The organism is Streptomyces sp. NPDC057010 (assembly GCF_042673805.1).
GTDB lineage: Bacteria > Actinomycetota > Actinomycetes > Streptomycetales > Streptomycetaceae > Streptomyces.
In genome coordinates, this window is sequence record NZ_JBHUSC010000003.1 from 63,844 (window position 1) to 78,694 (window position 14,851).

Annotated in this window: 11 protein-coding genes; 3 read left to right on the plus strand and 8 right to left on the minus strand. The window is 69.2% G+C overall.

The window, feature by feature from the left end:
* Positions 1 to 83 precede the first annotated feature (83 nt).
* From dxs to ACFTXQ_RS04800, 5 genes are all read right to left on the minus strand, one after another.
* Complete coding sequence (gene dxs, locus ACFTXQ_RS04780) at positions 84 to 2,000, minus strand: 1-deoxy-D-xylulose-5-phosphate synthase (RefSeq protein WP_382635880.1); 1,917 nt, start codon at positions 1,998 to 2,000, stop codon at positions 84 to 86.
* A gap of 250 nt (positions 2,001 to 2,250) precedes the next feature.
* The gene (locus tag ACFTXQ_RS04785; RefSeq protein WP_382636250.1) at positions 2,251 to 3,537 is read right to left on the minus strand and encodes a sugar ABC transporter permease; all 1,287 of its coding nucleotides are present in this window, start codon (positions 3,535 to 3,537) and stop codon (positions 2,251 to 2,253) included.
* Between the two features lie 26 nt (positions 3,538 to 3,563).
* On the minus strand, positions 3,564 to 4,352 hold the full coding sequence (locus tag ACFTXQ_RS04790; RefSeq protein ID WP_215011998.1) for an ATP-binding cassette domain-containing protein: 789 nt from the start codon (positions 4,350 to 4,352) through the stop codon (positions 3,564 to 3,566).
* Positions 4,353 to 4,514: 162 nt separating this feature from the next.
* Positions 4,515 to 5,615 (minus strand): sugar ABC transporter substrate-binding protein, encoded by a 1,101-nt coding sequence (locus tag ACFTXQ_RS04795; RefSeq protein WP_382635883.1) that lies wholly within the window; start codon positions 5,613 to 5,615, stop codon positions 4,515 to 4,517.
* A 129-nt stretch (positions 5,616 to 5,744) separates the two neighbouring features.
* Positions 5,745 to 6,959 carry an ROK family protein gene (locus tag ACFTXQ_RS04800; protein WP_382635884.1) on the minus strand — a complete coding sequence of 405 codons (1,215 nt, stop codon included), beginning with the start codon at positions 6,957 to 6,959 and terminating at the stop codon, positions 5,745 to 5,747.
* A gap of 564 nt (positions 6,960 to 7,523) precedes the next feature.
* Here ACFTXQ_RS04800 and mgtA point away from each other — a divergent pair.
* The 3 genes from mgtA to ACFTXQ_RS04815 all read left to right on the plus strand — a co-directional run bounded on the left by mgtA (position 7,524) and on the right by ACFTXQ_RS04815 (position 11,482).
* Positions 7,524 to 10,244 (plus strand): magnesium-translocating P-type ATPase, encoded by a 2,721-nt coding sequence (gene mgtA / locus ACFTXQ_RS04805; RefSeq protein WP_382635885.1) that lies wholly within the window; start codon positions 7,524 to 7,526, stop codon positions 10,242 to 10,244.
* A 15-nt stretch (positions 10,245 to 10,259) separates the two neighbouring features.
* A complete protein-coding gene (locus ACFTXQ_RS04810; protein WP_382635887.1) occupies positions 10,260 to 10,973 on the plus strand; it encodes an MgtC/SapB family protein in 714 nt (237 codons plus the stop codon).
* Positions 10,974 to 11,113: 140 nt separating this feature from the next.
* Positions 11,114 to 11,482 (plus strand): hypothetical protein, encoded by a 369-nt coding sequence (locus ACFTXQ_RS04815; RefSeq protein WP_382635888.1) that lies wholly within the window; start codon positions 11,114 to 11,116, stop codon positions 11,480 to 11,482.
* Between the two features lie 12 nt (positions 11,483 to 11,494).
* Here the strand turns inward: ACFTXQ_RS04815 and ACFTXQ_RS04820 are convergent, their stop codons facing one another.
* Genes ACFTXQ_RS04820 through ngcE form a run of 3 tightly spaced genes read right to left on the minus strand, consistent with a single transcriptional unit; the run spans position 11,495 to position 14,848 of the window.
* A complete protein-coding gene (locus ACFTXQ_RS04820; RefSeq protein WP_382635890.1) occupies positions 11,495 to 12,427 on the minus strand; it encodes a carbohydrate ABC transporter permease in 933 nt (310 codons plus the stop codon).
* Between the two features lie 13 nt (positions 12,428 to 12,440).
* Positions 12,441 to 13,385 (minus strand): carbohydrate ABC transporter permease, encoded by a 945-nt coding sequence (locus tag ACFTXQ_RS04825; protein WP_382635892.1) that lies wholly within the window; start codon positions 13,383 to 13,385, stop codon positions 12,441 to 12,443.
* A 38-nt stretch (positions 13,386 to 13,423) separates the two neighbouring features.
* Positions 13,424 to 14,848, minus strand: coding sequence for an N-acetylglucosamine/diacetylchitobiose ABC transporter substrate-binding protein (gene ngcE / locus ACFTXQ_RS04830; RefSeq protein ID WP_382635894.1), 1,425 nt, complete (start codon positions 14,846 to 14,848; stop codon positions 13,424 to 13,426).
* Positions 14,849 to 14,851: the final 3 nt, after the last annotated feature.

Below are 14,851 nucleotides of genomic sequence, written 5' to 3' on the forward strand. Positions count from 1 at the left end.
GGGCCGGGAGGCCCACCCCTTCCAGGGTGATCTCCCGGCCCGTGACGTGCAACCGCGCGGCGATCTAGTGACCGGTTCCCGTCCTAGTCGACGGTGGCGGCCGCCTCGCTGTCGTAGCGCCCGTCCAGCTTGGCCACCAGGCCGGTGACCTGCCGGGCGATGTCCGGGGCGGTCAGCCCGATCTCGGCCATGACCTCCTTGCGGGTGGCGTGGTCGAGGAAGCGCTGCGGGATGCCGAAGTCGCGCAGCGGCACGTCCACGCCCGCGTCGCGCAGGGCCTGCGCGACGGCCGAGCCGACACCGCCGGCGCGGCCGTTGTCCTCGACGGTGACGACGACCCGGTGCTGCTCGGCGAGCGGGGCCAGCGCCTCGTCCACCGGCTTGACCCAGCGGGGGTCGACGACGGTGCAGGAGATGCCCTGCTTGTCCAGCAGATCGGCGATCTCCAGGCACATCGGGGCGAGCGCGCCGACCGAGACGAGCAGCACGTCGGGCCGGGCCACCTCGGGGGCCGGGGCGCGCAGCACGTCCATGCCGCCGATGCGGCCGACGGCCGGGACGGCCGGGCCGACGACGCCCTTGGAGAAGCGCACGACGGTCGGCGCGTCCTTGACCAGGACCGCCTCGCCCAGCTGGGCGCGCAGCTGCTCGGCGTCGCGCGGCGCTGCGAGGCGCAGGCCGGGGACCACCTGGAGGATCGACATGTCCCACATGCCGTTGTGGGAGGCGCCATCCGTACCGGTGACACCGGCCCGGTCCAGGACGAAGGTGACCCCGCACTTGTGCAGGGCTACGTCCATCAGGACCTGGTCGAAGGCGCGGTTGAGGAAGGTGGCGTAGACCGCGAAGACCGGGTGGGCGCCGCCGGTCGCCAGGCCCGCCGCCGAGGTGGCGCCGTGCTGCTCGGCGATGCCCACGTCGAAGATCCGGTCCGGGAAGGCGTCCGCGAACTTCTTCAGGCCGACGGGCTGGAGCATGGCCGCGGTGATCGCGACGATGTCCTTGCGCTCGCGGCCGAGCCTGACCATCTCGTCGGCGAAGACGGAGGTCCAGCTGGCGGCGTCGGTGGAGACCGGCAGGCCGGTGTCCGGGTGGATCGGGCCGATGCCGTGGAAACGGTCCGCCTCGTCCTGCTCCGCGTGGGTGTAGCCCCGGCCCTTCTGGGTGAGGCAGTGCACGATGACGGGGCCGCTGAAGCGCTTGGCGCGCTGGAGCGCCGACTCCAGGGCCTCGATGTCGTGGCCGTCGATGGGGCCGATGTACTTCAGGCCCAGGTCCTCGAACATGCCCTGCGGGGCGATGAAGTCCTTGAGGCCCTTCTTGGCGCCGTGCAGGGTCTCGTACAGCGGCTTCCCGACGACCGGGGTGCGCTCCAGGAGGTCCTTGCCGCGGGCCAGGAAGCGCTCGTAGCCGTCCGTGGTGCGCAGGGTGGCCAGGTGGTTCGCGAGGCCGCCGATGGTGGGGCCGTACGAGCGCTCGTTGTCGTTGACGACGATGACCAGGGGGCGGTCCTTGGCGGCGGCGATGTTGTTCAGCGCCTCCCAGGCCATGCCGCCGGTCAGCGCGCCGTCGCCGATGACGGCGGCGACGTGGTGGTCCTCGCGGCCGAGCACCTCGTTGGCCTTGGCGATGCCGTCGGCCCAGCCGAGCACGGTGGAGGCGTGCGAGTTCTCGATCACGTCGTGTTCGGACTCGGCGCGCGAGGGGTAGCCGGACAGGCCCCCCTTGGAGCGCAGGTTGCCGAAGTCCTGGCGGCCCGTGAGCAGCTTGTGCACGTAGGCCTGGTGGCCGGTGTCGAAGAGGACCTTGTCCTTGGGCGAGTCGAAGACCCGGTGCAGGGCGATCGTCAGCTCGACCACACCGAGGTTGGGGCCGAGGTGCCCGCCGGTCTTGGAGACGGCGTCGACGAGGAACGACCTGATCTCCGCGGCGAGCTGGTTGAGCTCCTCCTGGCTGAGCCGGTCGAGATCGCGCGGTCCCTTGATGCGGGTCAGCAGCACCCGTGCCTCCTTGCAGTTGCTTGCTGGTCTGTCGAGTCTAATGTTCCGCTCGCGGGCGCGGTCATCGGGCCGTCCCGGGTGCGCCACACCTTTGTCATACATGAACACACCACCGGGACGTCACACATCACATACGGGCGTATACCCGCACAGCTGTACGCACATATGTACGCACGGGTGCCCGGCGCCACACGAAGTGGCACCGGGCACTGTGACCGGTCTTACCGCCGGAAGTCCTCCGGGCGCGCGGTCAGGCGCGTCCGGCCGTCTTCTGGGTCTTGCGCGTGATCGAGTCGATCACCACAGTGGCCAGCAGCACGGCTCCCGTGATCATGTACTGGATCGGCGTCGCGATTCCCTCCAGGGCCAGACCGTACTGGATCGAGGTGATGACCATGACGCCGAGGAGGGCGTTCCAGGTCCGGCCCCGGCCGCCGAAGAGGCTGGTGCCGCCGATGACGGCCGCCGCGATGACGTTCATCAGCAGGTCGCCGGCGCCGGCGCTCTGGTTGGCCGCCGCGATCTTCGAGGCCCAGAACAGCCCGCCGATGGCGGCGAAGGTGCCCGCGATCGCGAAGACCGTGATGCGGACCCGGTTGACGTTGATGCCGGCGCGGCGGGAGGCCTCGACGCTGCCGCCGAGCGCGAAGACCTGGCGGCCGAAGGAGGTGCGGCGCAGGACGAAGTCCGTGCCGACCAGGGCCAGCAGGAAGAGCACCACCGCGAGCGGCAGGCCCTTGTACTGGTTGAACACGACCGCGGGACCGAAGGTGAACAGCGCGAGCAGGCCGGTGCGCAGCAGGACCTCGGCGATCGGCCGGGAGGGGACCCCGGCGGCCTCGCGGCGGCGGGCGTCGAAGAAGGTGGCGAGGAAGTACCCGGCCACCGCGACCGCGGCCAGCCCGTAGCCGACGGCCACGTCCGAGAAGAAGTACGTGGTCAGCTTGCCGACCACGCCGTCGGAGTCGAGGTTGATCGTGCCGTTGCTGCCCAGGATCTGCAGCATCGCGCCGGACCAGAAGAGCAGGCCCGACAGGGTGACGGCGAAGGCGGGGGCGCCGATCCGGGCGAAGAAGAAGCCGTGGATGGAGCCGATCAGGGCGCCGCCGGCGATGGCCGCGAGGATCGCGAGCCATTCGTTCACGCCGTGCGTGACGGCGAGGACGGCGACGATCGCGCCCGAGACACCGCTGACGGAGCCGACCGAGAGGTCGATCTCGCCCAGCAGCAGCACGAAGATGATGCCGACGGCCATCATGCCGGTGGCGGTCATCGTGATCGCGATGTTGCTGAGGTTCTCCGGGGAGAGGAAGTTCGAGTTCAGGCCCTGGAAGATGCTCCAGATGATGATCAGGCCGATGACGACCGGGATGGATCCCAGGTCGCCCGCCTTCATCCTGCGCCCGAACTCGCTCAGGTATCCGGCGAGGCCCTCCTCGCGGACGAGCAGGCGGGGGTCGACGGCCGGGATGGCGTCGTGCGCGGCGGCCGGGTTGACCACGTCGGCGTGCTCGGTGGTCCCGTCCGGCTTGTGCAGCGGGTCGGCGGCTGGGTTCTCGGTGCTCACTTGCGAGCCTCCCCGGTGCGGGCCGCCCGGCGGGTCACGGCGTTGTCCGTGGCTCCCGTGATGGCGGAGATGATCTCTTCCTGCGAGGTGTCGGCGACGTTGAAGACACCGTTGTTGCGGCCCAGCCGCAGGACCGCCACCTTGTCGGCGACGGCCTTCACATCGGCCATGTTGTGGCTGATGAGGATGACGGCGTGGCCGCGCTCGCGCAGCCGCTCCACCAGGTCGAGGACCTGCGCGGTCTGCTCGACGCCGAGGGCGGCGGTGGGCTCGTCGAGGATGACGAGCTGGGGCTCGCCCAGCATGGAGCGGGCGATCGCCACGGTCTGGCGCTGGCCGCCGGAGAGCGAGGCGATGGGGATCCGGACGCTGGGTATCCGGATGGACAGGGTGGTCAGGAGCTCGCGGGCGCGGCGCTCCATCTCCACCTCGTCCAGGACGCCGCGGCGCTTGAGCTCGCGGCCGAGGAAGAGGTTGCCGACGACGTCGATGTTGTCGCACAGCGCCAGGTCCTGGTAGACCGTCGCGATGCCCAGGTTCTGGGCGTCGTGGGGCTTCCCGATGGAGACCGGACGCCCCTCCCACTCGATGACGCCGTCATCGATGGGGTGCACGCCGGCGATCGTCTTGACCAGCGTGGACTTGCCGGCGCCGTTGTCGCCCACGAGGGCGACCACTTCACCGGAGTGGATCTCGAGTTCTACGTCGGTCAGGGCCTGAACGGCGCCGAACCGCTTCGAGACCCCTCGCAACGCCAGCACGGGCGCAGCGGACACATGAACCATCTCCTTCGCCGCCTGACCGGCGGGGATGTCGTGCAAAAGAGCAGGAGCGGGGGTGAATGGGGGAAACGTTTCTGCCCGGCGCCCCGCGGATGGCGGGGAAAGAGGGGGCGGGGCGCCGGTCAGGCACGGGGGGGCCGCCTCGCGGGGAGGCGGCGGGGGCCGCTACTTCAGGCCGAGGGTGGCGCAGGCGGCCGCGTACTTGTCGGTGCAGATCTCGTCGGCCGTGTAGACGCCGTCCTTGATCACACTGTCCTTGATGTTGTTCTTGGTGAGCGAGACGACCGGGATCAGCACGGCCGGAACGCCCTTGGCGGTCGGGCTGTCGACCGTCGAGGTGGTGACGCCGGTGACCTTCTCGCCCTTGGCGAGGGCGACGGCCATCTTCGCGGCGGCCTCGGCCTCGGGGGCGTACGGCTTGTAGACGCTCATGAACTGCTCGCCCGCGACGATCCGCTGCACACCGGCGAGTTCGGCGTCCTGACCGGTGACGGGGGGCAGGGGGGAGACGCCGGCCGCCTTGAGGGCGGTGATGATGCCGCCGGCCATGCCGTCGTTGGCGGAGTAGACGCCGATGACCTTGTCCTTGCCGAGCGCGGAGAGCGCGGCCGCCATGTTGGTGTTGGCGTTCTCCGGCTTCCACTCGACGGTGTCGTACTCCTTGCCGATGTTCACCTTGCCGTCGAGGACGGAGTGCGCGCCGGACTTGAAGAGCTTGGCGTTCGGGTCGGTGACCGAACCGTTCATCATGACGATCTGGCCGTCCTTGGCCTTGTCGCCCAGCGCCTCCAGCAGCGCCTTGCCCTGCACCTTGCCGACCTCTTCGTTGTCGAAGGAGGTGTAGGCGTCGATCGGGCCCTCGGCGAGGCGGTCGTAGGCGACGACCGGGATGCCGGCGTCCTTGGCCTTCTTGACCGAGCCGGCGATGGCCTTGGAGTCCACGGCGTCGACGATCAGGACGTTCACCTTGTTGGTGATCATCGTGTCGACCTGCGAGTTCTGCGTGGTCGCGTCCTGCTTGGCGTTGGCGTAGACGACCTGGCCCTTGCCGCCGGTGAGTTCGGCGACCTTCTTCTCGATGAGCGGCTTGTCGAACTTCTCGTAACGCGCGGTCTGGTTCTCCGGAAGGAGCAGGCCGATCTTGATCGCCTCACCCGTGGCGGCCCCGGAGGCCTTGGGCTTCTCGCCGGCCTCCTTGGCGCTGCCACACGCGGCCAGCGAAACGGCCATGGCGCCGGCCGCAACGGCTACGGCGGCTCTACGCATACGAGTGTTCATTTCTTGAACCTCCCTGACGAGGCCGCAACGCTGCGGCCGAGGTGGATGTGAGTCAACCCCGGCCGCGTTTTGCCGTCAAGGAGTGAATCCTTAACGAGATGACAACGGTGCCATCTGTTATCTACCTGAAGGCAAGACGGCGGGAGTTCGCACTCCACTTCCATGGTCCGACAAAAGCGTCGAATCGCCCATCTCGCTGAGTACGAGGGCCAGCGCGCCCAGTACCTCCGCCCGACCGCCCAGCGAGCCCGTGAGCACCGACAACTGGCGGGCCGCGCTCGGGATCGCGTACCTCCCCACTGATTCACGGATGGGGGCCAGGACGAGTTCACCCGCGTCCGCCAGGGAGCCGCCCAGGACCACCCGGCTCGGGTTCAGGAGGTTGCAGAGGCTGGCGACGCCGCTGCCGATGTGGCGGCCCACGTCCGTGATCACCCGGCGGCAGCCCGGGTCCCCGCCGCGGGCCAGTTCGACCACCCGCTCCATCGTCAACTCCGGTCCGTGCGTGCCCTGGAGCAGCGGCAGGACGTACCGGGCCGCGGCGAAGGTCTCCAGGCAGCCGCGGTTGCCGCAGCGGCAGACCGGGCCGGATTCGTCCAGCGTGATGTGCCCGATCTCGCCCGCGGTGCCCCCCGGACCGCGGTAGATCCGGCCGTTGATCACCAGTCCGGCACCGACGCCGCTGGCCACCTTGATGTAGGCGAGGTCCTTTACTCCCCGCCCGCTCCCCCAAACGAGTTCACCGAGGGCTCCGAGGTTCGCGTCGTTGTCGACGTAGACCGGCACCCCGAGGCGCTGCGAGAGCTCCTGACGGGGGTTGATGCCCGCCCACCCCGGCAGGATCGCGGTCGAGCCCAGGGTCCCGGACTCCACGTCGATCGGGCCGGGGACGCCGAGTCCGACGCCGATGACCTTCTCCAGCCCCACCCCTATGCCCGCGATCAGCCGGCCGACCAGGGCTTCCGCACGGTTGAAGCCGTCGGCCCAGGAGGCGTCCACGTCCAGCGGCTCGGACTCCTCGGCCAGTACCTGGTGGGCGAGGTTGCCGACCGCCACCCGCAGGTGGGTGTGGCCGAAGTCGACGCCGATCACGATGCCGGCGTCGCCGCTGAGCGAGACGCTGCGCGCCCGCCGGCCACCCGCAGAGGTGTCGGTGACCTCGACCGTGCCGCTCTCCTTGAGCTCGCGGACGATGTTGGAGACCGTGGCCGCCGACAGTCCGGTGGTGCGGGCGATCTCCGCCTGGGTCAGCGAACCCGCGAGGCGCACCGCCCGCACGACCCGTTCGAGATTCGCGCGATGCAGCGAGGACTGCGATCCGGGAGTCTGCACGACTCATCCACTCCTGCCCATAAGCGACGGCCAGCCGTCGCCCCCCGGCCGGGACGTCGCGGCTTCGCGCTCGCGAGACCCCGGCGTCTCTCCAACTTGTGAACCTTAAGTCGAGCCTTTCGGTATCCACACGTCAAGAGGCTGAGGCAGCACGAAACGGACACTATCGGCCGAAAGGGTGAGGAGTGGCCACCGAGATCGTGTTACGGTCGCTGAGGCGCCGATCCTCTGCGGCCTTTCCGGCCGGACCGGGCGCCCTGTGATGACGGCGCTACGCGAGGAGGTGTTCGGGATGAGTCCCGATCGAAGTCCTTGCAGCGCCCGCGTCCGCTGACCTGTCGGTCAGCCGACCTTTCCCTGAGTACCCACGGCCGCGGCAGACCGTCGTCCCGTTGCGTTCCCAGTATCCCTTCCGCACGCCCTGACCGTCCTGTCACGCGTGTGTCATCCATGCCCATCGGCGTGCCCTGCGGCCCCGCGAGGCCGCTCCGCGCCGACCCGTGATCACTCCGCGTGACCGCTCGGCTCCGTGCTGCCCGGACACCGCGGAGGGAGGTAATTGCCATGACCATGCTCACCCCTCGTACCCCCGCCAAGCTCGCGCCGCCGGGCCGGGCACGCCGCGAGCGCAAGGCCGCCGAGCTGGAGGCCCGCACCCGCCTCGTCGGCGAGCGCCTCGCCGAGGTCAGCGCCCGTCCGGGCGTCCTCGTCCTCCAGGACGTCGACTCCTCACGAGACGGCCTCACCCATGCCGAGGCCGCGCTGCGCCTGGAGCGGCACGGCCCCAACGCCATCGCCCAGGAGCGCGCCCCGCTGTGGTTCGTCCAGCTGGGCAAGGCGTACTGGAACCCCTTCATCGGCGTCCTCGTCTTCCTGGCCGCCGTCATGTACTGGCAGGACCCGGCGGATCCGGGCGTCGTCATCCTCTCCGTGATGGTGGGGATCAGCGGTCTGCTGCGCTTCTGGCAGGAGTTCCGCTCCGGCCGCGCCGCCGACGCGCTGAAGAAGCTCGTCACCACCACCTGCGCGGTGCAGCGCCGGGCCGGCAGCGGATCCGCGCCCACCACCTTCGAGATCCCGATGGACCGGGTGGTCCCGGGCGACGTGGTCAAGCTGGCCGCCGGCGACCTGATCCCGGCCGACCTGCGGCTGATCACCTCCAAGGACCTGATGGTCGGCCAGGCCGCGCTCTCGGGCGAGTCCCTGCCGGTCGCCAAGGCCGACACGCGCAGCGAGGACCTCGGGCAGGCGCAGACCCGCGACCCGGTCGAGGCCGACAACCTGGTCCTGATGGGGACGTCGGTCACCTCCGGCACCGCCACCGGGATCGTCGTCGCCACGGGCGCCGACACCTACTTCGGCTCGATGGCCGGCTCGCTGGCCGGTGAGCGTCCGCAGACCAACTTCGACAACGGTGTGCGCAAGGTCAGCTTCCTGCTGATCCGCTTCATGCTGGTGATGGTCCCGGTCGTCTTCATGGTCAACGGGCTCACCAAGGGCGACTGGAACGAGGCCTTCCTCTTCGGTGTCGCCGTCGCGGTCGGCCTGACCCCCGAGATGCTCCCGATGGTGGTCTCCGCCAACCTGGCGCGCGGCGCGGTCGCCATGTCCCGGCGCAAGGTGGTCGTCAAGCGGCTGAACGCCATCCAGAACCTGGGCGCGATGGACGTGCTCTGCACGGACAAGACCGGCACCCTCACCGAGGACCGGATCGTCCTGGACCGCTACCTGGACGTGCACGGCAACGAGGACGACGAGGTCCTGGAGTACGGCTACCTCAACTCGCACTTCCAGACCGGGCTGAAGAACCTGATGGACCAGGCGGTCATCGACCGCGTCAACGAGGCCGAGGAGGTTGTCGTCGACGCACGGTTCTCGATGGTCGACGAGATCCCCTTCGACTTCGCACGGCGCCGCATGTCCGTGGTCCTCAACCGCAATGCGATCGTCGGCGGCCTCGGCCGCTCCGAGCACGTCATGATCACCAAGGGTGCGGTCGAGGAGGTCCTGGACCTCTGCACCCACATGACGGACCGCGGCCAGAAGGTCGAACTGACCGAGCAGTTGCGCCGGCACGCCACCCGCATCGCCGAGGACAACAACCGCAGGGGCCTTCGGGTCCTGGCCGTCGCCACCCGTACGATCGCCACCCCGCGCGACACCTACACCGTCGCCGACGAGGACCGGCTCACCCTGATCGGCTTCCTCGCCTTCCTCGACCCGCCGAAGGCCGACGCCGCCCGCGCCCTGCGGGGACTGGCCGACAAGGGCATCGCGGTCAAGGTGGTCACCGGCGACAACGACCTCGTGGCCGCCCGGGTCTGCGCGGACGTCGGCATCGACGTCGGGCACGTGGTGCTCGGCTCCGAAGTCGACGCCCTCGACGAGGCGGCGCTGCGCGCGCTGGCCGCCCGTACGACCGTCTTCGCCAAGGTCAACCCGGTCCAGAAGGCCCGGATCGTACGGGCCCTGCAGGCCGAAGGACACACCGTCGGGTTCCTCGGGGACGGCATCAACGACGCGGCCGCGCTGCACGACGCCGATGTGGGCATCTCGGTCGACACCGCGGTGGACATCGCCAAGGAGTCGGCCGACATCATCCTGCTGGAGAAGGACCTGACCGTCCTGGAGCAGGGCGTGATCCAGGGCCGGACCACCTTCGGCAACACGATGAAGTACATCAAGATGACGGCGTCGTCGAACTTCGGCAACGTCTTCTCCGTCCTGGTGGCGAGCGCGTTCATCCCCTTCCAGCCGATGCTCGCGATCATGCTGCTCGTCCAGAACCTGGTCTACGACATCTCGCAGCTGGCGACCCCGTGGGACCGGATGGACGAGGAGTACCTGCGCAGGCCCCGCAACTGGGACGCCAAGGGCATCTTCCGCTTCATGGTCACCATCGGGCCCATCAGCTCGATCTTCGACATCGCGATGTTCGTGATCATGTGGAACGTCTTCGCCGCCAACAGCGAGGCGAGCCAGTCGCTCTTCCAGTCCGGCTGGTTCATCGAGGGCCTGCTCTCGCAGACCCTGATCGTCCACATGATCCGTACCCGGAAGATCCCCTTCATCCAGTCCCGCGCCTCCTGGCCGGTGATGGCGATGACGGTCCTCGCGGTGCTGACCGGCCTGTGGCTGCCGTTCTCCCCGCTGGCCCCGTCGCTGGGCTTCGTCGCCCTGCCGGCGAGCTACTTCCCGTGGCTGATCGGCGTATTGCTCGCCTACTGCACGCTCACCCAGTTCGTGAAGACCCGGTACATCCGCAGGTTCAACACCTGGCTGTGAGAGGAGGCCCAGCCGATGACGAGCGAGTGGATCATGGCCGGCCATCTGGCCGCGGGGCTCGGGTTCGGGTCCGCGATCGGGCTGGAGCGGCAGTGGCGGGCCCGGCTGGCGGGCCTGCGGACCAACGCCCTGGTGGCAGGGGGCGCCGCGCTGTTCGTCCTGCTCTCGCAGTACGGGTTCATCGGCGAGGTCTCCGAGGTCCGGTACGACGGTTCGCGGGTCGCCGCCCAGATCGTGTCCGGGATCGGCTTCCTCGGCGCCGGCGTGATCATGCGCGACGGGCTGAGCGTACGGGGCCTGAACACGGCCGCCACCCTGTGGTGTTCCGCGGCCGTGGGCTGCCTGGCGGGGGCCGGGATGTTCGTGCTGGCCGCCTTCGGCACGGTGGGCGTGGTGGGAGCGAACCTCCTGCTGCGCCCGCTGGGCCGCCGACTGGACCGCGAACCGCGCGGCGGGGCCGAGGTGACCACCGACTACCACTTCGAGGCGGTGTGCCGGGAGGAAGAGGAGGCGCACATCCGCCACCGCCTGGTGGACGCCCTCGGCCGGCCCGGCTGCACCCTGCGGGAGATCCGCAGCCAGGACGGCCCGGAGGCGGGGAAGGTGACGGTCTCCGCCCTGCTGACCGCCGAGGGGCGGCGCGACGACCGGGTGCTGGAGGAGGCGGTGAGCAACCTCTCCCTCGACCCTGCGGTCTCGGCGGTCGGCTGGTCGGCGGTACCGGGGTAGGCGGGGCCGGCGTAGGCGGGGCCGGGGTGACAGGGGTGCCGCGGGCCGTCAAGCCACGGGTTTCCGGGGCGTGCCCCGGGGCACGGGGCGGGGCCCACTGGAGGGGTGGTTTCCGTGCCCCTCACCCCAGGAGGACCTTCATGCCCCGTACCCTGAAAACGACCCGTTTCGCCCTGCTGGCCGCCTCGACCGCGGCGGCCGCGGGGGCCGTCCTGTCCCCGGTCGGCGCTTTCGCCGCGGCCCCCGCGACACATGCGGCGCTGGCGGCGGACGGCAGCGCCGCCGACAGCGTGTTCGGCGGGGGCCCGTCCGCACAGCAGCAGCCGAAGCCGAAGCCCTTGTGGGCCCCCGGCCAGTGGTGGAAGCACGGCCGGCAGTGGCAGTGCTTCGCCGCCCCGTGCGATCCCCCGGGCAGCGCCGCCGACCGGGGCGCCAACCCCGCCACCGGCCCGGGCAGCCTGGGCCGCCCCCCGCTGGACGCCGCCGGAGGCGGGGTGGTCAGCTTCTGATGCGGGGGGCGCTCACTTCAGGGTGGCCGAGGTCAGGCCCGCCTGGATCTGACGCTGGAAGGACAGGTAGACCACCAGCATCGGGATCATCGCGATGGTGACGCCGGCGAACAGCACGGGCAGGTCCGTCTCGTAGCCCATCTGGTACTGGAGCTGGATCAGGCCCTGGGTGAGCATGTAGCGCTCCGGATCCGATCCGCTCTGGGGCTGCATCAGCACGGAGGGCAGGATGTACTGGTTCCACTGGCCCAGGACGTTGAAGATCCCGACGCTGATCAGGCCGGGCTTGGCCATCGGCAGCATCACCTGGAAGAAGATCCGGGTGTCGGAGGCCCCGTCGATCACCGCCGCCTCGTGCACCGCCGTCGGCAGGGTGCGGAAGAAGGAGTGCATGAAGAAGACGGTGAAGGGCATCGAGTAGGCGACGTAGACCAGGATCAGACCCTGGTACGTGTTGAGCATGTCCAGGCGCTTGACCATGAAGAACAGCGGTACGAGCGCCAGGAAGACGGGGAACATCGCCCCGCTGACGAAGAAGTAGTAGATGATCCGGTTCCCCGGGAAGGGGTAGCGGGCCAGGACGTACGCGGCCATGGAGCCCAGCAGCATGGTCAGCGGGACCGAGAACGCCATCACGATCAGCGTGTGGGCGAAGTAGTCGCCGATGCCCTTGTCCCAGGCCCGGGAGAAGGCGTCGAAGTGCCAGTTGGACGGCCAGCTGAGGGCCGAACCGCCGATCTGGGAGTCGGTCTTGAACGAGCCGAGCGCCAGCCAGATCAGGGGCAGGACGATCAGTATCGCCCAGACGGCGAGGAACCCGTGCGAGAAGACGTTGAGCACCATGCCGTCGGAGCGGCCGTTCCCGCCCCCGTTGGCGCGGCCGCGGCCGCTGCCGCCGGACCGCTCGGCCGAGGACTCGCCCGGTGCCTTGATCACTGTGGTCATCGTGGTCTCCCGCTCAGAACTCGATGCGCTCGCGGCGGGTGGCGCGCAGCGTGATAACGGAGAGGATCATGGTCAGGACCAGCATGACCACGCCCATGGCGCAGGCGTATCCGCTCTTGCCGAAGTACAGGAAGTTGCGCATCAGCACCGTGGCCATGACCTCGCTGTGGTGGTCGGGGCCGCCGCCGAACTGGCCGGAGGTCATGGTCGACACCAGGACGAACATGTCCATCGCGGCGATGCCGAGGTAGACCGCGGAGGTCTGTACGGAGTCCCACAGCAGGGGGAGCGTGACCTTGAGGAAGGTCTGGGCGCGCCCCGCGCCGTCCAGCAGGGCGGCCTCGTAGATGTCCTTGGGGACGGACTGCATGGCGGCCGAGAAGAGGACGAGGTAGAAGCCGACCCCGTGCCAGACGACGACCAGGAGCAGGCACCAGAGCACCAGGTTGGGCTGGTTGAGCCACTCGACGGGGTGGGCCGGGTCGACGAGGCCGATCGTGCTGAGGAATCCGTTCAGCAGACCGCCCTCGTCGCTGCGGTACACCGCGCCGAAGAGCACCGCGAGGATGGCCAGGGAGAGCACCTGCGGGAAGAAGTAGACGATCTTGTAGAAGCCCGATCCGCGGACGCCCCGCACACCGCCCGCCCCGCTGCGCCCGCCCGCGTTCACCATGAAGGCGAAGAAGAGGGCGAGCAGGATGGTGATGGTCGGGACGAACACCAGGAGCAGCAGGTTGTGCCACAGGGCGCCGCGGAAGACCTCGTCCTTCATCAGGGCCGAGTAGTTGTCCAGGCCGACGAAGTCGAACGTCGGTGACTGGCCCGACCAGTTGGTGAAGGAATAGCCGAACGTCTGAATGTACGGCCAGATGACGAAAGTCAGATACAGCGCGAGCGGCAGGACGAGGAAGCCGGCGATGAAGCCGGCCCGTCCCTTGCCGCGTGCTACTTGGCTCATGGTGTCCGTCCCTGATGACGCTGCCGGTGGACGCGGTGTCAGCTGCGGTGGTTGTTCTTGGCGTTGGGGTCCTTGGCAGCCTTGTCTACCGCAGCCTGGGCCCGCTTGATCCACTCCTTTGGCTGGATCCGCTGGGCCATCAGCTCATTGGACGCGTTCTGGATCTCGGTGTCCATTTCGCTGTACCAGTCGGGGTAAAGGTAGTTGAAGGTGTTCTCGCCCGCCGCCTTGAGGGCGGTGACCGCCGACTGGGTGCCGGGGCGGAGCTTGACGCCGGCGTCCACGCCGTCCTTGACGACGGTCAGGGAGTTGGCCTGCTGGGCGAAGATCGTCGACCACTCGCGGGAGAGCATGGAGCGCAGGAACTCCAGGCCGCCCGCCTTGTTGGCGGCCTTCTCCGGGACGATGAACGGCTCGTTGGCGCCCGCGCGGATGGCGGCAAAGGGGAGCTTGCTGTCGGCGAGCAGCGGCACCGGCAGGAACTTCATGTCGAAGTCCTCGGGGGTCTGCTTGAGCTGCTCGTTCTCCAGCCAGGAGCCGGAGGGGATGAAGGCGGCCTTGTACTGGTTCCAGGCGGTCTGGGACTCCGTGTGGGTCAGGCCGTTGGTGCCCGGCATCAGGTAGCCCTTCTCGACCACCTCGTAGACGGCCTCGACGGCGGCCAGGGCGGCGGGGTTGCCCTCGAAGGCGTTGGGCTCCAGGTTGTCGATGGCCTTCATGGCCTCCAGACCGCCCTTCTTGGCGATCAGGTCCATGATGACGACGTTGATGTAGTACGGGTACTTGCCCTGGTGGGCGAGGCCGCCGATGCCGGCCTCCTTGGCCTTGGCGCAGATGGCCAGGAACTCGTCCCAGGTCTTCGGCTCGCTCCAGCCCTTCTCCTTGAAGAGCTTGCCGGAGTACCAGAGGCCGAAGACGGTGTAGACGTAGTTCAGCGCGACGAACTTTCCGCCCTGGGTGCCCTGTTCGACGGTGCCCGCGATCAGGGTGTCGCGGACCTTCTTGCTCGGGTCGTCGAGCGAGGGCGCGTCGAGGACGGCGGTGAGGTCGGCGAGCTGGCCGCCCTTGGCGAGGACGTCGAGCTTGATCATCTGGGCACCGGAGTCGTCGACGACGTCCGGCGGGTTTCCGCCGTTGAAGCGGGGCTGGAGCTTGGCCGCGATCTCCTGGGTGCCCAGGTGGGAGCTGGTGGTGCCCCACTTCTTGTCGAAGGCGGCCTCCCAGGCCTTGGCGTAGTCGTCGCCGAACCCGCCCTTGAAGACGACGACGTCCAGCTTGCCGCCCTTGGCCAGGCCGAAGGGGTTCTCCTTGGTCACCGCACCCTTGTCGGGCCCCTTCGTGGTGTCCTCTCCGCCGGAGGCGCACGCGGACAGGAAGCTCATCGTCGGTACCGTGATCAGCCCGAGTGCTGCGGAGCGCTTGATCAGATCACGGCGGCCGAGGCCCTCACCAGTGGATCCCATGCT